Origin of the sequence: Streptomyces sp. GESEQ-4, from assembly GCF_017948455.1 — a bacterium.
Taxonomy (GTDB): Bacteria; Actinomycetota; Actinomycetes; order Streptomycetales; family Streptomycetaceae; genus Streptomyces.
Map to the genome: position 1 here is coordinate 23,064 of NZ_JAFFSU010000005.1, position 16,491 is coordinate 39,554.

General features: G+C 70.2%; 17 protein-coding genes and 1 pseudogene. 9 read left to right on the top strand and 9 right to left on the bottom strand.

Annotated features, from left to right (window positions below; translation table 11 throughout):
* Window positions 1–275: 275 nt before the first annotated feature.
* Complete coding sequence (locus tag KCH48_RS12170; RefSeq protein ID WP_210573773.1) at window positions 276–1,583, top strand: hydrolytic protein; 1,308 nt, start codon at window positions 276–278, stop codon at window positions 1,581–1,583.
* A gap of 125 nt (window positions 1,584–1,708) precedes the next feature.
* Here the strand turns inward: KCH48_RS12170 and KCH48_RS12175 are convergent, their stop codons facing one another.
* Together KCH48_RS12175 and KCH48_RS43410 are read right to left on the bottom strand one after the other, a co-directional pair.
* Window positions 1,709–2,029, bottom strand: coding sequence for a hypothetical protein (locus tag KCH48_RS12175; RefSeq protein ID WP_374104677.1), 321 nt, complete (start codon window positions 2,027–2,029; stop codon window positions 1,709–1,711).
* Window positions 1,963–2,208: a hypothetical protein gene (locus KCH48_RS43410; protein WP_374104678.1), complete on the bottom strand. Its 246-nt coding sequence runs from the start codon at window positions 2,206–2,208 to the stop codon at window positions 1,963–1,965. Before KCH48_RS43410 ends, KCH48_RS12175 begins: the two co-directional genes overlap by 67 nt.
* A gap of 509 nt (window positions 2,209–2,717) precedes the next feature.
* On the opposite strand from KCH48_RS43410, the gene KCH48_RS42175 reads away from it, so the two are divergent.
* From KCH48_RS42175 to KCH48_RS12200, 5 genes are read left to right on the top strand one after another with little or no spacing between them, the layout of a single operon-like run.
* Window positions 2,718–4,436 carry a sensor histidine kinase KdpD gene (locus KCH48_RS42175; RefSeq protein WP_210573043.1) on the top strand — a complete coding sequence of 573 codons (1,719 nt, stop codon included), beginning with the start codon at window positions 2,718–2,720 and terminating at the stop codon, window positions 4,434–4,436.
* 48 nt (window positions 4,437–4,484) lie between these two features.
* Window positions 4,485–4,913, top strand: coding sequence for a roadblock/LC7 domain-containing protein (locus KCH48_RS12185; RefSeq protein ID WP_210573774.1), 429 nt, complete (start codon window positions 4,485–4,487; stop codon window positions 4,911–4,913).
* Window positions 4,910–5,293 carry a DUF742 domain-containing protein gene (locus tag KCH48_RS12190; protein ID WP_210573045.1) on the top strand — a complete coding sequence of 128 codons (384 nt, stop codon included), beginning with the start codon at window positions 4,910–4,912 and terminating at the stop codon, window positions 5,291–5,293. The genes KCH48_RS12185 and KCH48_RS12190 overlap by 4 nt, the downstream gene beginning before the upstream one ends.
* Complete coding sequence (locus tag KCH48_RS12195; protein ID WP_210573046.1) at window positions 5,271–5,873, top strand: ATP/GTP-binding protein; 603 nt, start codon at window positions 5,271–5,273, stop codon at window positions 5,871–5,873. Before KCH48_RS12190 ends, KCH48_RS12195 begins: the two co-directional genes overlap by 23 nt.
* 31 nt (window positions 5,874–5,904) lie before the next feature.
* A complete protein-coding gene (locus KCH48_RS12200) occupies window positions 5,905–6,498 on the top strand; it encodes a GAF domain-containing protein (protein ID WP_210573047.1) in 594 nt (197 codons plus the stop codon).
* Window positions 6,499–6,575: 77 nt separating this feature from the next.
* On the opposite strand, the gene KCH48_RS12205 is transcribed toward KCH48_RS12200, so the two are convergent.
* Window positions 6,576–7,856 (bottom strand): acyl-CoA dehydrogenase family protein, encoded by a 1,281-nt coding sequence (locus tag KCH48_RS12205; protein ID WP_210573054.1) that lies wholly within the window; start codon window positions 7,854–7,856, stop codon window positions 6,576–6,578.
* Between the two features lie 503 nt (window positions 7,857–8,359).
* Here KCH48_RS12205 and KCH48_RS12210 point away from each other — a divergent pair.
* Window positions 8,360–8,902, top strand: a complete 543-nt coding sequence (locus KCH48_RS12210; protein ID WP_210573056.1) for a tellurite resistance TerB family protein — start codon at window positions 8,360–8,362, stop codon at window positions 8,900–8,902.
* 65 nt (window positions 8,903–8,967) lie between these two features.
* Here the strand turns inward: KCH48_RS12210 and dacB are convergent, their stop codons facing one another.
* The 5 genes from dacB to KCH48_RS12235 all read right to left on the bottom strand — a co-directional run bounded on the left by dacB (window position 8,968) and on the right by KCH48_RS12235 (window position 12,456).
* Window positions 8,968–10,272 (bottom strand): D-alanyl-D-alanine carboxypeptidase/D-alanyl-D-alanine-endopeptidase, encoded by a 1,305-nt coding sequence (gene dacB / locus KCH48_RS12215; RefSeq protein WP_210573063.1) that lies wholly within the window; start codon window positions 10,270–10,272, stop codon window positions 8,968–8,970.
* 163 nt (window positions 10,273–10,435) lie between these two features.
* Entirely contained in the window at window positions 10,436–10,906 is a 471-nt protein-coding gene (locus tag KCH48_RS12220) for a hypothetical protein (protein ID WP_210573064.1), read from the bottom strand.
* Window positions 10,890–11,381 carry an RNA polymerase sigma factor gene (locus KCH48_RS12225; RefSeq protein WP_210573067.1) on the bottom strand — a complete coding sequence of 164 codons (492 nt, stop codon included), beginning with the start codon at window positions 11,379–11,381 and terminating at the stop codon, window positions 10,890–10,892. Before KCH48_RS12225 ends, KCH48_RS12220 begins: the two co-directional genes overlap by 17 nt.
* A 47-nt stretch (window positions 11,382–11,428) precedes the next feature.
* Complete coding sequence (locus KCH48_RS12230; RefSeq protein ID WP_210573069.1) at window positions 11,429–12,073, bottom strand: class F sortase; 645 nt, start codon at window positions 12,071–12,073, stop codon at window positions 11,429–11,431.
* A complete protein-coding gene (locus KCH48_RS12235; protein ID WP_210573071.1) occupies window positions 12,070–12,456 on the bottom strand; it encodes a Tat pathway signal sequence domain protein in 387 nt (128 codons plus the stop codon). The genes KCH48_RS12230 and KCH48_RS12235 overlap by 4 nt, the downstream gene beginning before the upstream one ends.
* Window positions 12,457–12,728: 272 nt before the next feature.
* On the opposite strand from KCH48_RS12235, the gene KCH48_RS12240 reads away from it, so the two are divergent.
* The gene (locus KCH48_RS12240) at window positions 12,729–14,312 is read left to right on the top strand and encodes a carbohydrate-binding protein (RefSeq protein ID WP_210573073.1); all 1,584 of its coding nucleotides are present in this window, start codon (window positions 12,729–12,731) and stop codon (window positions 14,310–14,312) included.
* On the opposite strand, the gene KCH48_RS12245 is transcribed toward KCH48_RS12240, so the two are convergent.
* Window positions 14,302–14,922, bottom strand: a complete 621-nt coding sequence (locus KCH48_RS12245) for a TetR/AcrR family transcriptional regulator C-terminal domain-containing protein (protein ID WP_210573075.1) — start codon at window positions 14,920–14,922, stop codon at window positions 14,302–14,304. The genes KCH48_RS12240 and KCH48_RS12245 overlap by 11 nt on opposite strands.
* On the opposite strand from KCH48_RS12245, the pseudogene KCH48_RS42180 reads away from it, so the two are divergent.
* Window positions 14,876–16,467 (top strand): annotated as a pseudogene (locus tag KCH48_RS42180) (FAD-dependent monooxygenase). The gene KCH48_RS12245 and the pseudogene KCH48_RS42180 overlap by 47 nt on opposite strands.
* The last annotated feature ends 24 nt before the right edge of the window (window positions 16,468–16,491 follow it).

Consider the following 16,491-nt stretch of genomic DNA (forward strand, 5'->3'; position numbering starts at 1 on the left):
GGTCTCCTGTGCACATAACATCGCTTGTTACCTGTTCCAGGGTTCGTGGGGGCAGGAGTGGTTCAGGACGAGGCAACCGCCGCAAGGCGGCGCACGGGAAACGGCGCGCCACATTAACGAGGTTCCGTTACAAGGGAGTTGATATTGGCTTGCCGGGCAGCGTGACTGCCCGTGAATTGCCCTCGCGTTCCTCGTGGGACCGCGGGGCGCGCTTCTACGGTGATGGCGTGACGCCTTCTGCAGCCTCTTCCGGCCCGGGTGCGCCCGGCCTCGACATTCCGGCCGTGACGGTGACGCCGGGCGAGATCGCCACGACCACTCTGACCGTCCGCAACGACAGCGACATCGTCGAGGCGTACAACTTGGAGGTCGTCGGGGACTGTGCCCCCTGGACCACCGTGGAACCGGCCCGGGTCTCGCTCTATCCCGGCACCTCCGAGACGGTGACGCTCCGTCTGGCTCCGCCGCGCTCCCCGGAGATCCGGGCCGGCGAGAAGCCCCTCGGTGTGCGGGTCCTGCCGACCGAGCACCCCGAGTCGGTACGGGTCCTCGAAACGACCGTCCATATCGAGGCGTTCCACGAACTGCAGACCGAGCTGGCCCCGCGCCGACGCCGCGGCTGGCTGCGCGGCCGCTACAAGCTGGCGGTGCGCAACCAGGGCAACACCCCGGTGCAGGTGGGCTTCACGCCCGGTCAGGCGGGCGAGGAACTCGGGTTCGCCTTCACCCCGGAGCAGCCCAAGCTGGAGCCCGGTGAGTCGACCGAGGTCGGCCTGCGGGTCCGTACGGCCAAGCCGGTGTGGTTCGGCGCCCCGGTGGTGTGGCCGTTCACGGTGGACGCCGCCGAGACCGGTGACCGGGACGGGGACGCGGACGGGGAGCAGCCCCGCTGGGACGAGCCCGCCGCCCCGCCGCCGCTGGAGGCGGAGTTCGTCCAGATTCCGATCTTCCCGCGCTGGCTGCTGATTCTGCTGGCGGCGCTGCTCGCGCTGCTGCTCGCCTGGTTCGCACTGGTGCGTCCGGTGGTGAAGAGCGCCGCCAAGGAAGCCGCCGAGGAGGCGGTCCAGCCCCGTCCCACGCCCGCGGGCGAGCAGACTCCGGGCGCCGGCGGCGGTGCGAACCCCCAGCCGGGGGGCGGCGGTCAGGAGTCGGGTGCGCCGGCCGGATCGGGCGGTGGCGGTGGTGGCGGCGGCGCCACGGGCGAGGGCGGCGTCTCGAGCACCAGCGGCCAGCACTCGGAGACCATCGACGTGGAGTTGGCCGCCGGGGAGACCAAGTCCGAGTCCTACACGGTGCCGAAGGACAGTGTCTTCGGGGTCACGGACGCCGTCGTCGCCAACTTCCAGGGCGACGAAGGGGTCTTGACCTTCAACTTCGGCGACCGCAAAATCACCACCATCGCGCTGGAGACCTTCCGTAACCAGGACTACCACTGGGTGACCCCCATCAAGATCGCCGAGAACGACACCGTGACGATCAGCGTGACCTGCGCCAAGCCTGGTACACCGGCCACCGGTCGTCAGGCTCAGGGGTGTCACGAGGTCCTGAACGTGAGCGGAATTCTCAGCAGCACCAAGCAGTGAATCGGACCCCCCGATTCACAGACATTGTCGAACTGTGGTTGCGCTTTCTGTAAAGCGTTCGATCTCCATCCGTCCGGAAATGACCAACCCGGGTCCGAAACAGGACCCGGGCCACGTCCGTTCGGTCAGGTCAGCCCACTGTCGCGCCCGTTCTCGGCCCGTTCGGACGGCGTCACCGTGAGGCGGGCCGAGGCCACCTGCTGGGCCAGCAGCAACGCCAATGGGCCGCCCTGAAGCAGGAAGCGTCCCTCCGTGGCGGCCCGGATCGCGTCCGGCAGCGGCCACCACGTGAGTGTGAAGTCCGCTTCGGTGGGTGTGAGTTGCTGCGGGCCCAAGGTGAGGCCTTCGGCCAGGTAGAGGTGGATGCGGGCGGTCGCGTTCAGGACGATGGCGTACGAGCCGAGGGGCCGCCACGTCCGGGCGGTGACGCAGGCTTCCTCACGCAGCTCGCGACGCGCACATTCCTCCGGTGTCTCACCGGCTCCCGGCGCCCTCCGGGCAGGAACACGTACTCGCCGCCGTGCCGGGGGAATTCGGCGGTCAGGACGGCGACCATGCCGTCCGCGTCTCGGGCCACGGTGACGGAGGCGTCGGACATCGCGCCCTGATCGGCTGCTGTGATCATGGCCGGGGAGCGTAGCCGCCCGCTCGGACAACCACGCCTGTCTCCGTGTCGGTGAGTCCGTCGACCGGGCGGGCGACGATCCCCCGCCCCGGGCACCCGCCCTCCACATTCCGCTTACGCCGCCCGACGCCGCAGCGTCCCTTTCGCGCCATCGTCAAGACCCCTCGCGTCAACGCGGTGTGTCCGGATTGTTGCCGAGAGCGCCGCCGAATCGTTTCGGCGGGCCAAGGTTCCGTTTCCGTGGTGATGCGATTACGCCAGTGTGAGGAGGGTGGCGTAGTGTGGCTGTCCTATTAACTGTCCGATACTGACCCTGAGTTGACGGTTACTTCGCGCTGCGCGCCGTGTGTCCGAGCTGGTTGACCGAGAGGACTCCGATGCCCGAATCCCCGACCTATGCAGTGCGCTCGGAGCCCGACCGGGCGGGTGCCATGGGCTCGGCGCGGAACAGGCATGCCAAGCCGCCGGCTCAGGACACGCCGAGTGATTCGGCCACACTTTCGAGGACGGTGCGTCTCGCCGTTCTTCCCGCGGCCCTCATGGCGGTCCTCTCCGCCGCGCTGATCGTCTTCGTACTGCTCACCCAGGACGGCACCGCGGACGGCACCACCTGGTCCGTGCTGACCGCCGGCGCCGTGCTCGGCTGCTGCGTGCTGGCCGGTGCGGTACGGGCCGGGCGGGCCGAGGCCCGGAACGCGTCCCGGGAGTACGCGCCGCTGCGCCGCGCCGTCGCCGAAGGCCAGGCCGCACTGCGGGGCACGCTGCAACGCCTGGAGCGGGGCGAGCCGTTGGAGCAGCAGGCTCCGTTCGCGCAGGCCGGCCCGCCGCCGTCCGACCCGGTCGACCGGCTCGCGTACGAGATCCGCGTCGGCACCTGGCAGGCCTGCACGGCCCTGGCGCAGTCGGCACAGCTGCCCCGCTCCAGCGCGCAGGACAGCGAGGAGCGCGTCGAGGTCTTCGTCAACCTCGCCCGGCGACTGCAGTCCCTCGTGCACCGCGCGATCAACATGCTCGACCAGCTGGAGAACGAGGTCGAGGACCCGGAACTGCTCAAGGGCCTCTTCCACGTCGACCACCTGGCCACCCGCATCCGCCGCCACGCGGAGAACGTCGCCGTGCTCGGCGGCTCCGTCTCCCGCCGTCAGTGGACCCGCCCGGTGACCCTGACCGAGGTGCTGCGTTCGTCCATCGCCGAGGTCGAGCACTACTCCCGGGTCAAGCTGGTGCCGCCGATCGAGGGCACCGTGCGCGGCCACGCCGTCGCCGACGTCATCCACCTGCTGGCCGAACTCGTGGAGAACGCCACGATGTTCTCCGAGCCGCACGCCCAAGTCCTGCTGCGCGCCCAGCGGGTGACCTCGGGGCTCGCGATCGAGGTGGAGGACCGCGGTCTGGGGATGCCGCTGCAGGAGCAGGCACGGATCAACACCCTGCTCGCCGAGCCCGACCACATCGACCTCAGCAAGCTGCTCGCCGACGGCCGCATCGGCCTGTACGTGGTCTCCGCGCTGGCCCGCCGCCACGGCATCGCGGTCCGGCTGCAGAGCAACATCTACGGCGGTATCCAGGCGATCCTGATCATCCCGCCCGCTCTGCTCGGCGACGAGCCCGAGAACGCGCCCGCGCGCGCGGCCCACGAGTCGCAGAGACCGCCCCAGGCCGCCCAGGCCCCGGCGCAGCGCCCGGTCCCGCCCCACCAGCAGCAGATCGCGCAGCAGCGGACCTCGCACCAGCAGCAGATCGCGCCACAGCAGGTCCCGCACCAGCAGCAGATCGCCGGCGCACAGCAGCAGTCCGGCCGGGCGGCCTCCGCCCGGCCCGTGACGCCGCCGCCCGCCCTGCGCCAGCCGCTGCCGCCGGCCCAGGCGCAGGCACACGCACAGTCCGCCGCACCTGCCGCACCCCACCCCATGGCGCAGCAGCAGGCACGGGGGACGGGCACGCCGCCGCCGTACACCCCGCCGCAGCAGCAGCCACGAGGTGCCGCGGCGCCTCAGGCGTACGACCGCGGTCCCTCCCTCGGCTCGGACGGCCGGGACGGACGGCCGCCGCTGCCGCAGCGCCACGCGCAGGAGCACCTGGTGCCGGAACTCCGCAACGGCCCCGCCCCACGCCGGTCCGACGACCAGGAGGTGGAGCACGATCCGGGGCTGATGGCCATGTTCCGGCGCGGGATCGACCTGGCCGACAACGAACCCGACGAGCCGCACCCCGACGGCTCCCGATGACCACTGGCTCCGTTTTCGGACAAGGAGAAGAACGCCACCGTGAGCGACATGTACGCCGGCCAGCAGAAGAATCTGGACTGGCTTCTGGCCGGACTCGTCCAGAGGGTCCCCTACACCCGCAGCGCCCTGCTGCTGTCCTCCGACGGACTGGCGAAGGCCTTTGACGGGTTCGAGACATCGACCGAGGCGGAACACCTGGCGGCCCTGGCGTCCGGCCTGCACTCCCTCGCCCGCAGCGCCGGGGTGCAGTTCGCCCAGGGAGCGGACGTACGGCAGGTGGTGGTGGAGCTGGACACCGCGCTGCTGTTCGTCTGCGCGGCCGGCTCGGGCGCCTGTCTGGCCGTGCTGGCCGAGCGGGACGCCGACGCGGCCGTACTCGGCTACGAGATGGCGATGCTCGTCAAGAGCGTGCGCCCGTATCTGTCCACCCCGGCCCGACAGCAGGTGCCCGGCGGTTCGCCGGACGCGGGGCGTTGAACGTGTCGGACGCCGATGACGAGTCGTGGCTCGATGACGAGGCCGGCCGCTTGGTACGGCCGTACACCGTCAGCAACGGCCGCACCCGTCCCTCGGCCCACTTCGACCTGCTCACCCTCGTGATCGCCACCGGCGTCCGGCCGCCGACCTACCTCGGACCCGACTACGACCAGGTGCTCGCCCTGTGCGACGCGCCCGTGTCGGTCGCCGAGGTGGCCGCCCATCTGCGGCTGCCGGCCGTCATCACCAAAGTCCTGCTGTCCGACCTCGTGACGCACCAGGCGCTCGCCATGCGGTCGCCGCGTCCCGTCGAGGCAGCCTCCCCGACCGACCGAAACATCCTGGAGGCGGTGCTGCATGGCCTTCGAAAGCGGATCTGATCCCTTTCCCACCGCCCTGAAGATCCTCGTCGCGGGAGGCTTCGGGGTCGGCAAAACCACCTTCGTCGGCGCGGTCAGCGAGATCGAGCCGCTCAGCACGGAGGAACTGCTGACCCAGGTCAGCGCGCGCACGGACAGCCTGGTGGGCGTCGAGGACAAGACGACCACCACCGTGGCGATGGACTTCGGCCGGCTGGCCCTGGACCAGGACCATGTGCTGTATCTGTTCGGTACGCCCGGACAGGAGCGGTTCTGGTTCATGTGGGACGAGCTGTCCAACGGGGCCCTGGGCGCGGTGGTCCTCGCGGACACCCGAAGACTGGACCACTGCTTCGCCGCGGTCGACTTCTTCGAGCGGCGCGGCATCGGCTTCATCGTCGCCGTCAACGAGTTCGACAACGGCTATCGCTACGAGGCCGATGAAGTCCGCGCGGCCCTCGCCCTCAAGCCCGAGATACCCGTCGTGATGTGTGACGCACGGCAGTGCAACTCCGCAACCCGCGTACTGATCGCACTCGTTCAGCATCTGCTCGCCTCGACTCCCGGCACTCCGCCCGCGGAACTCAACCCGCTGCGCTGAGGCACCCTCAGCGCAGCCGAATGGAGCCTGCATGTCAGCCCCGGTTCCCTACACCCCGCCGACCCAGTTCGACCCGACCAGCCACCTGCTGCTGACCCCCGAGGACCGGGACGCGCCGGCCCGGGTGGCCCGGCTGCGCGAGCTCGGCATCGGGGACGCCCCCATCCCGGAGTTCGACGAGTTCGCGCGCAATCTGGCGCAGGTCACCGGTGCGCCGTTCTCGATGGTCAACTTCATCGACGAGAACCGCCAGTACTTCGCCGGTCTCTACGCCGCCGGCAAGCCCGGCGTGCAACTGGAGGCGGCACCGCAGGAGCAGCAGGTGGGCCGCACGATGACGCGGGACCAGGGGTACTGCCCGCATGTCGTGGTCCGCAAGAAGGCGCTCGTGCTCGAGGACGTCTGCGACTATCCGCGGTTCGCGGGCAACCGGGTCGTGGATGAGATCGGCATCCGGTCGTACATGGGCGCTCCGCTGATCGACTGGAAGACCGGGATGGCGTTGGGGACGATCTGCGTGGTGGACACGGACACCCATCCGTGGGGGCGGGAAGGGCTGGCGACGATCAAGTCGCTGGCGCAGCAGTTGGTCGAGCGGATCCATGCGATGGAGCTCCGCGGGTAGGTCGCGTTTCGGCTGCGGGTTCGTGGGGGCTGGTCGCGCAGTTCCCCGCGCCCCTTTGGGGCGCGGGGGCACCGCGGTCAGCCTGCTGCCGGTTCCAGCTGGCCTTCCCTTGTGTGTGGGCCGGTCGTTCGGACCAGGTGGGACAGGCGTTCTGACCACTGGCCCTTGGATGTGCCTAGGGCTACCTCGCCCAGTCTCAGGAGCTGGATGTCGGAGGTGCCGGCGGGGGCGTAGATGTGGTGGGCGTCGCGTAGGTAGCGTTCGATCGGGCGGTCGGTGAACAGGCCTGCCGCGCCATGGATTTCCATCGCGTCCTTGGCCGAATCGACGGCGGACTCGTGGTTGAGGAACTTCGCGTTCATCAGCTCCGCGTCGCAGGGCAGCCCCTGGTCGAGCAGGTGCACGGCGTGATACGCGGCCAGCCGGGCGGTCATCAGCCGGGACTTCATGCGGCCCAGCTTGAGCTTGATGCTGTTGAGGGCGCCGAGGGGGGCGCCGTACCGCTCCCGCTCGATGCACAGGGCGGTGGTCTCCTCCAGGACGGCCTGGTGGATGCCGAGGGATACGGCGGTGAGGTTGGGGCGTCCGTAGAGGATGCTGGACGAGTAGGCGACGGCCAGGCCCTGGCCCTCCGCGCCGAGCCGGTTGGCCGCGGGTATCCGGAGGTTGTCGAAGATCAGCTTGCCGAAGCTGAAGCCGTGCAGGCCCATCGCCGGCTGGTGTGCGGCGAGCGAGAAGCCGGGGCGGTCCGACTCGACGAGGAAGGCCGACAGGCCCTGCGCTCCCTCGCCGGTGCGTACGACCGCTCCGTGCAGATCGCCGACGTGGCTGTTGCCGACGAAGACCTTGTGCCCGTTGAGGATGTAGTCGTCGCCGTCACGGACGGCGGTGCTGCTCATTCCGAGGACGTGGCCGCCCGACTCCAGCTCGGTCACCGCGATCGTCGGCAGGCAGTCGCCCGCGGCGATACGCGGCAGCCAGGTGCGCTTCTGCAGTTCGTCGCCGAAGTGAATGATCTTGGCGACGCCCAACTGGGAGGCCTGCGCCATGGCCCCCATCGCTCCGCTGACGCGGGCGAGCTCCTCGATGACGATGGTCTTGGCCAGATGTCCGGCGCCCATTCCGCCGTACACCTTGTCGATGGTCACGCCGATCCAGCCCTGCCGGGCGATGAGCCGGGACAGGTCGTGTGCCACCGCTCGCGAAGTCTCCATCTCCGCTATCCGGGGGCGTACTTCTCGTTCGGCGAACTCGCGCACCGTTCGTCGCAGGTCATCGTGCCACCCGCTGGTGAAAAAGTAGCGTTCCACAACCCCTCCAGCACGCTGCCTCCGGCTCCGTGCGGAGCCGGGGGTCATTCGTCGGGCAGTGGTTCCTCGCCCCAGGGCCGACCGCCCAGAAGATTGTCTACTTATCGATCCATCCCAGCCAAGATCAGCATGGAGGGTTGGCCGAAAAACGGTAGATTGCATTCCGCGCCAACCGTGCGCTATGGAGCGGAACTTGGCCTGAACACTGGCAGGTAACGGAGAGAAACCGTTCACGATTGAACAGAGTTCAACGCATACGGTCATGCACCCACCCATCAGGCAATTGCCCGGCGGGCAGTCGGCGAGGCACATGGACAATCAGTCACCTTCTGTGTGGCTGATATGAGGCCCACATGCTGGATCGATACTGCGTTCGACAGCTGCAGATCAGCCACATTCCCAGGGGTCACAGAGCAGCAGGTCTGCACCAGGAGACACTTGTGCCCCACTGGTGACGGAGGAACTTCGGGCCGCGGGGAAGCGTTGCCAGGAGGAAGCCCGGGAATGGTGCGGGCGACCGAACGATGTGGGCTCAAGCCGAGGTGGCACGTATGGCGATGTGGGATCGGATCAAGGACCAGGCCAAGGGGCTGCAGCAGGGGTCGCGCGGCCCCGGCGGTCACGGGGCTCCGGGTGCGCGGTCCGGCGGGGGATCGAAGGCGCAGCTGGTGAGCACGCTCAAGACCCAGCTCACGTCTCTGAAGACGGAGTTGAAGAGCGGCGCCTACCGGGACGCGAGCATGGCCATGTGCGCCCTGGTCGCCGCCGCCGACGGGACGGTCGACCCGGCCGAGCGGCAGCACGTGGAGTCGCTGATCGTCAGCAACGACGTGCTGCAGAACTTCCCGCCCGACCAGCTGCGGCAGCGGTTCAACAAGCATGTCGACCAGCTCGCGGTCAACTTCCAGCACGCCAAGGCGGAGGCGATGCAGGAGATCGCCAAGGCCGCGAAGAAGCCGACCGAGGCCAGGGCCGTCGTCCAGACCGGCTTCGTCGTGGCGGGCGCGGACGGCTACATCGCACCGGCCGAGGAGCAGGTCCTGCGCGAGGCGTGCGGGGTACTCGGCCTGTCCCCCCAGGAGTTCGGCCTCTGAGCGACCGCGGCCATCGGCCGGCGCCGGTAGTGTCCGGCGACGGCCGCCGGTCGTGTGTGCCGTGCTCAGGCCCAGCAGCCGTTGACCGTCGCGGCGAGGCCGTCGAGGGCGTCCTTGGTGGCGCTCGGGGCGGCCGGGGAGCCGTTCTCCACGAAGGAGAAGACCTTCCATCGCCCGTCCTGAGCCTTCGTCATGCCGCTCAGCGCGATGGCGCCGGTGAGGGTGCCGGTCTTGGCCCTGACCTTTCCGACGGCGCACCTCGATGCCGCGGTGTCGAAGCGGCCCCACTCCGGCCCGAGAGTGGAGCCCCTCTGCCCGGCGACCGGCAGTCCGTCCACGATGTGCTTCAGCGTCCGGGAGTGGCGCGGGTCGACGGTCAGATCGAGGATCTCGGCCAGCGTCTGCGCGGGGATCCGGGTGGCCCGGGACAGCCCGCTGCCGTCGTACATCCGGAAGTTGGCCAGTGACACGCCGTACGTCCCACTGAGCACCGTCCGTACGGCCGCCGTCCCGCCCTCGAAGGTGGCCGGGCGTCCAGCGCCGAGCGCGGTCATCCGCAGCAGCGACTCGGCGATGTCGTTGTCGCTCACCTTGAGCATCCGCCGCACGATCCTGGACAGCTCGGCCGACCGGTGCTGCCCGACGGTGACGTCACGGGCCCCGGCCGCACCGCGGTTCACGCCACCGGTGACGGTGACGCCCCGCTGGGCCAGGAGCCGCGCGAAGACCTGCCCCGCATCCAGCGAGGTGTCCATGACGTCGTGCCCGGCCACGGCCAGCGCCCGTACCGGCGTGACCTCGCCGGGGTAGTAGCCGCGCTTCCAGCCGGTGGCACGGGTAGGCCTGGGGAAGAGACGCCCGTCGACGCGGACCCGCACCGACGTCACACCGGCCCGCTTCAGACCCGCGACTGCGTCCTCGGCCAGCGCGTCGAGGTTCCCGGTGGTCAGGGTGTGGTCGCCGCCGCCGACGAGGGTGAGCGTGCCGTGGCCGTGGACGACCTTGGTGGTGAACCGGTGATCGGGGCCGAGGACCGTCAACGCCCCTACAGCGGTGGCGAGTTTGACGTTGGACGCGGGCATCAGCGCGGTCGCCGCGCGGTGACCCCAGATCCTCCTGTCGGACTGGGCATCGATGACGACACCGCTGACCCGGCCGCCCAGCCGCCGGTCCCGGACGCGGATGTCGAGGTTGCGCGCCATCTTCCGTTCGGCGCGGTCGAGTTCGGAAACGGAGCGCACCGCGGCGGCCGGGTCGGCTGCGACTGACGGAGCGGTGAGCATCGTCGCGGCGAGGGGGACGGTCGCCACGATCACGAGCGCGCGGCGCAGCGACGGGCTCGTCGTTCTGGGCTTGCGGGAACTGGGCATGTGGGGGCCTCGGTACAAGGGGAGAGTGGACAAGTGGTGCGAGCAGAACAGGCACAACTTATGCGGGATTTACCCACCACTCACCGCAAAACCGGCACCAGACGCATGTCGGCCGTGTCGCCGTCTCGCCGTATCAGAGGCGGCTGTCGGCCGTGTCGCCGTGTCAGGGGCGGCTGTCGGCCGGGGTCGCCTCGGACGTGGCGGCCTCCGTCGGGGGCGCCGACGCCGACGGCCAGGCAGGGCTGGGCACCACCGTGCTGCTCGGCGCGCGCGGCACGTCGGTGGCGGGGTTCCGGGTGTGACTGGCGCTGTCGGAGGGCGAGGGGGTGGTGGAGGGCGCCGACGGTGCGGGGGGTGTCGTACGACCGCTCGGGGGCGGTGGTGCGAGCGGGGCCGAGGGGGCGGCAGGAGAGGTGGAGGTGGAAAGGTGGAGCGGCAGCGCGATCAGTGTGGCGACGGCGCAGGTCAGGGCCGCTCCGGCGGCGGCGCGGAGCAGTCGGCGGCGGGATGCGGTGCGGCGGATCGTCTCGTAGTGGCCGGGGGGCGGGGCGAGGTGCTCGGAGGCGGGGCGGAGGATCACCGCGAGGGGGTCGTCCGGCGCGAACTCCGGGTCCTGGTCAAAGCGTGTGGTCAAGGCTTCTCCTCAGTTGGACGCGGAGCAGTTCGCGGGCCGCGTGCAGGTCGGCCTTGACGGTCCCTTCCTTACGTCCGGTCAGCACGGACACCTCCCGGATCGGCATGTCAGCGTAGTAGTGCAGCAGGATCGGCACGCGCAGTCGTTCCGGCAGGGACTGCACGAGCAGCCGTACGGACGGGTCCGCCGGTTCGGCGTGCGGGCGCACGGCGACTTCATGGGTGGCCCGGCGCACGGCCCTGCGTTCGCGCTCCAGCTTGCGCCAGTGGTCCCGGACGAGGTTCGCGGCCGTGACGTAGAGGAAACCGCGGGGCTCCTCCACCTTCGTCCAGCGGGCCCACAGCCGGGTGAACGCCTCCGACGCGATCTCGTGCGCCGTCTCGTCGTCGTCGACGAGACGGCGGCACCAGCCGGCCAGGCGCGGGTAGAGGGCGGCGAACAGCTCGGACGCTGCCGTGTCGCGGGACCGTTTCAACGCTCTCCAGGGTGGTGCGGGTTGTGGGGGGCCGGTTCAACTCGTGCTCAGCGCACACTCAGCGCGGCGAAGACGATCACGTTGTCGCGGTACTCGTCGCCACTCTTGGGCCCACCGCAGGTGATCAGTCGCAACTCCGGGCGGCCTACGTCACCGTAGACGTCGTCCGTCGGGAACTGAGCCTTGGCGACCGTCCGTACGGCGGTGACGGCGAACTCCGTCTCCGTGCCGTTCCCCAGGCGCACCTCGATCCGGTCGCCGCGGCGCAGCTGGTCGAGATGCCGGAAGACCCCGTCGCCGTACTCACCGACCGTCACATGGCCGAGGATCACCGACGGGCCGATCTCGCCCGGCGTCGGCGAGTGCCCGTACCAGCCCGCCCGGTCGTGCGCGGTGACCGGCGGTACTTCCACGGTGCCGTCGGACGCCAGCCCCAGCCGGATGACCGGGGTGTCGACCTCGATGCCGGGGATGCGCAGCCGGATGGGCACGGAATGGCCGACCGCCTTGGCGGGACCGGGAGTTGACCGCGGTGTCGTAGACCGCGGCGTGCTTCCCGTGTCCTGCTCGGTCCGCACGCCCTCGTGGCCGCCGCCGCACCCCGTGAGGAACGAGGCCGTCAGCGCACCCGCCGCCGCGGTCGCGAACGTACGCCGGGAGAGGGGCCCACGCCTGGAGAGCGACTCCGTCATGCCCCGGTCGCCCGCCGACGCCGTACGACGAAGACCGCCGCGCCACTCAGGCCCAGCGCCGCGGCAGCACCGCCGCCGATCATTCCGGCCCCGGGGCCCGAGTCCTGCGACGTCACTCCGGTGTCGGGGGCGCCGCTGGGGACGACGGAGACCTGATCACTCGGGACGCGCGTCGGCTCGGTGTCGGGGGCGTCCTCCGTCGGCGGGACAGTCGTCGGTTCGGCCGGCGCGGGGCTCGGGGTTGCGTCCTCGGCCGGTACGGGACTCGGGGCGGTGGTCGCCTTGGGGGCCGGGGTCGCCGCCTCGTCGGCGAGCGCGGGTGCGGTGGCCGCCAGTACGGCGGTGCACGCAAGTGCCAGGACGCTCAGGACAGTTCGGCGCATGGATTCGCTCTCTTTCGTCGGCCCGCCCGGTACGCGGCGGACTGTGTGACGGGTCGAGCGGAGAGACGAGGCGGGGGCGGGTCGGGTTGTAACGAGATGGCAAAGCCGTGAGAAGGCCACCCCTGCACGGCAGTTCATGTTGATGAACAGCAATCACGTACAAGTCATTGACGCGCTCACATCATGGCTCTAGCTTCCGAGAAAGCGCTTTCCCTCATCTGGATGTGAATCAAACCAACCGCATGTGAATCCAACCGACTTGGAGACGAACGATGCGATTGAGACCAGTGAGACCCGTCATCGCGTCCGTCGGCCTGCTGGCCGGGACACTCGTCGCGCTGTCCGCCACCCCCGCGGCACAGGCGGCGGCCACCCGCTACGAAGCCGAGAGCTCCCCGGCGGTCTGCACCGGCACCCTCGACTCCGACTGGGCCGGCTACTCCGGCAGCGGGTTCTGCAACGGCACCAACTCCACGAGCGGCTCTGCCCAGTTCACCGTGACCGCACCCGCATCGGGCACGGCGACCCTGCACATCCGCTTCGCCAACGGCACGACCGCCGCCCGCCCAGCCGGACTGGTCGTCAACGGGTCCACGGTGCAGACACCGTCGTTCGAGGGCACCGGCGCCTGGTCGACCTGGGTCACCAAGACGCTGACCGTGCCGGTGAACCCGGGCAGCAACACCATCCGGCTGGCCCCGACCACCGCGGCCGGTCTGCCGAACATCGACTACGTCGAGGTCGTGACGGACGGCACCACTCCGCCTGTTGGCAGAGCGCTCTACGTCGCCCCGAACGGCACCGACAGCGCGGCCGGAACGCAGGCCGCGCCCACGACGCTCACCTCGGCGATCAGCCGGATCTCCGCGGGCGGAACCATCTACCTGCGCGGAGGGACGTACAACCAGGCCTCGACGGTCACCATCCCGGCCGGCAGCAACGGCTCCGCGAGTGCCCGCACCACCCTGGCGGCGTACCCGGGCGAGACCCCGGTGCTCAACTTCTCTTCCCAGACCGAGAGTTCGTCGAACCGCGGGCTCCAGCTCAACGCGTCGTACTGGCACATCAAGGGTCTGATCGTCGAACGGGCCGGGGACAACGGCATCTTCGTCGGCGGCAGCAACAACGTCGTCGAGCGCACGGTGACCCGCTTCAACCGCGACACGGGACTGCAACTCGGCCGGATGACCTCCACCACCCCGACCGCCCAGTGGCCGTCCAACAACCTGATCCTCAGCGCCGAGTCGCACGACAACGCCGACTCGGACGGCGAGGACGCGGACGGCTTCGCCGCGAAGCTGACTTCCGGCACCGGGAACGTCTTCCGCAACGCCGTCGCGCACAACAACATCGACGACGGCTGGGACCTCTACACCTACGCCGACGAGGACCCCATCGGCCCGGTGACCATCGAGGACTCCCTCTCCTACGAGAACGGCACCCTCAGCGACGGCTCCCAGGCCGGCAACGGCGACCGCAACGGCTACAAGCTCGGCGGCGAGGACGTGCCGGTCAACCACATCGTGCGGCGCAGCTTCGCTGTCGACAACGGCAAGCACGGGTTCACCTACAACAGCAACCCGGGCTCGATGACGATCTCCAACAACGTCAGCGTCGACAACACCGAACGCAACTTCAACTTCGACGCGGGCACTTCGGTGTTCCGCAACAACACCTCGTGCCGCAGCGGCAGCGGCACGAACGACCGGATCATCGGCAACGCCGACAGCTCCAACCAGTTCTGGTCCGGCACGAACGGCTCCCGCTGCTCCTCCTACGACGGCGCCCTCGGCTGGTCCTTCGCCTCGGACGGGCGCCTGGTCGTGACCTTCGGGAGCACTCAGGTCACTCCTTGACCGCGTCATCACACAGAGCGGCCAGCCCGTACTCGAAGCGCTCCTCGAACGAATCTGCCGTGAGGTGGCCGAGGACGCGGTGGAGGGCGGGGTGGGCCGGCTCCGAGACCGCGTCCGCCAGGCGGTCGCCCAGGGGCCGGCCCTCGGCCGCCTGTTCCTCCTGGGTGAGTCCGAGGGTGAAGTAGACGATCGTCCAGGTGGTCCAGGCGGCCTCGCGCTCGTTCCGGCCGCTGTCCAGGAGTGCGGCGACGAGGGTTTCGGCGAGGCGCAAGGTGTGTGGTTCGGCGGCGTAGGTGCCGACGACGAGCGCGGCACCGTCGCGGTGGCAGAGGAGGGCGCGGCGGTAGCGGCGGGCCAGCTCGCGGACACGTTCGTCGGGCGAGGACGGCAGGTCGTCGAGGGGGATCTCGCCGATGACCGCGTCCGCCATCAGCTCCAGCATCCGGGCCTTGGTCTTCACGTGCCACAGCACGGTGTTCATCCGTACGCCGAGCCGGTCGGCGACCGCCCGCGTGGACAGCGCGTCCAGGCCCTTCTCGTCCAGCAGCTCCAGGGCGGCACGGATGACGGTGCCGGGTTCGAGACGGTCGCCCGCTTGCCTCTTGGTCATTGACCTAGTTTACTGCGAGCAGGGAGATTTGGTCACTGACCAAGACGGCCGAGAAGGACCTGGGATCATGAACACACAGCACGTCGTCATCGCCGGAGGCGGCCCTGTCGGGCTCTGGCTCGCCGCGGAACTGCGGCTGGGCGGGGTCTCCGTCACCGTCGTCGAGGCGCGCACCGAGATCGACGGGCGTTCCAAAGCGCTCACCATCCACCCGCGCACCATCGAGGTCCTGGCCTCACGCGGGGCGCACCGGGCCTTCCTCGCCGAGGGTCTGCCGATCCCGGGCGGCCACTTCGCCATGCTCGACGACCGGCTCGACTTCCGGGACCTGGACACCCCGTTCCCGTACACCCTCGCCCTGCCCCAGGCCCGCACCGAGGAACTGCTCCAGGAGCACGCACTCGGGCTGGGGGCATCGATCGTGCGCGGACATCGCGTCACCGGGTTCACCGAGCGCGCGGAGTCGGTGACCGTGCAGGTGGAGGGTCCGGAGGGGGCGTACGAGATCCAGGCGGCGTATGTCGTCGGCTGCGACGGCACGCGCAGCACGGTGCGCACCACCGCCGGTATCGACTTCCCCGGCACACCCTCCACCGTCCTCGGCTGGCTCGGCGACGTCGCCCTGGACAACCCCCCGCGACCCGGCTTCAGCACCTTCACCCTCCGGGGCGGGTGATGGTCGCGCCGCTGCCCGGCGGCCGGTTCCGGGTCGTCGGCGTGAGCCCCGACAGCCTCACCACCGAGTGGCCCGGCGACCTCACGACGGACGAGCTGCGGGAGAAGACCGCCGCCATCGCCGGAGACGACTTCGGCATGCGCGACCCGTCCTGGCTCTCCCGCTTCGGCAACGCCACCCGGCTGGCCGCCGAGTACCGGCGCGGGCGCGTCCTGCTCGCCGGTGATGCCGCCCACCAGCACTTCCCCGCCGGCGGTGTCGGCATGAACGTCGGCATCCAGGACGCGCACAACCTCGGCTGGAAGCTGGCCGCGACGCTGAACGGCTGGGCCCCGGAAGGCCTGTTGGACACATACCACGCCGAACGTCGCCCGGTCGGCGCCCAGTTGGCGGAACACAGCCGCGCCCAGACGGCCCTGATGACCACCTTCACGCCCGAGGGCCGCGACCTGCGCTCCCTGCTGAGCGGGATGATCGCCACTCAGCCCGCGTTCAACCGCGCCCTGGCCGAACGCCTCACCGCCTTCGCCGTCACCTACCCCACCGCGGCCCCGACGGCCCACCCTCTTCACGGCACCCGCGCCCCCGACCTGGCCTTCACGGATTCGCAGACCGGGTTGTTCGCACGGCTGCGTGCCGATGCATACCTGCTCCTCGACCTCACCGGCGGACACCTCAGCGAACTCGCCACCGCCCAGCGGATCGCCGTACACACCGCGGCCCTCGCTCACCCCCCGGCCGCGTGGGCCGAGGTACGCGCCGCCCTGATCCGCCCGGACGGCCATGTCGCCTGGGCCGGCACCGAACGGGACGACGCCACACTGTCCGCGACTGCGGGCGAGGCCATCACCGCAGCCGTGGCCCGTTGATCCGTCGAATCGCCACCGTCGTGG

What these genes read in the sequence shown, in the direction of transcription:
- KCH48_RS43410 (WP_374104678.1), bottom strand. Translation starts at nt 2,208, where the DNA reads ATGATCACAGCAGCCGATCAGGGCGCGATGTCCGACGCCTCCGTCACC.
- KCH48_RS12185 (WP_210573774.1), top strand. Translation starts at nt 4,485, where the DNA reads ATGTACGCCGGCCAGCAGAAGAATCTGGACTGGCTTCTGGCCGGACTC.
- KCH48_RS12195 (WP_210573046.1), top strand. Translation starts at nt 5,271, where the DNA reads ATGGCCTTCGAAAGCGGATCTGATCCCTTTCCCACCGCCCTGAAGATC.
- KCH48_RS12200 (WP_210573047.1), top strand. Translation starts at nt 5,905, where the DNA reads ATGTCAGCCCCGGTTCCCTACACCCCGCCGACCCAGTTCGACCCGACC.
- KCH48_RS12205 (WP_210573054.1), bottom strand. Translation starts at nt 7,856, where the DNA reads ATGACCCCCGGCTCCGCACGGAGCCGGAGGCAGCGTGCTGGAGGGGTT.
- KCH48_RS12210 (WP_210573056.1), top strand. Translation starts at nt 8,360, where the DNA reads ATGGCGATGTGGGATCGGATCAAGGACCAGGCCAAGGGGCTGCAGCAG.
- dacB (WP_210573063.1), bottom strand. Translation starts at nt 10,272, where the DNA reads ATGCCCAGTTCCCGCAAGCCCAGAACGACGAGCCCGTCGCTGCGCCGC.
- KCH48_RS12230 (WP_210573069.1), bottom strand. Translation starts at nt 12,073, where the DNA reads ATGACGGAGTCGCTCTCCAGGCGTGGGCCCCTCTCCCGGCGTACGTTC.
- KCH48_RS12235 (WP_210573071.1), bottom strand. Translation starts at nt 12,456, where the DNA reads ATGCGCCGAACTGTCCTGAGCGTCCTGGCACTTGCGTGCACCGCCGTA.
- KCH48_RS12240 (WP_210573073.1), top strand. Translation starts at nt 12,729, where the DNA reads ATGCGATTGAGACCAGTGAGACCCGTCATCGCGTCCGTCGGCCTGCTG.
- KCH48_RS12245 (WP_210573075.1), bottom strand. Translation starts at nt 14,922, where the DNA reads ATGACCAAGAGGCAAGCGGGCGACCGTCTCGAACCCGGCACCGTCATC.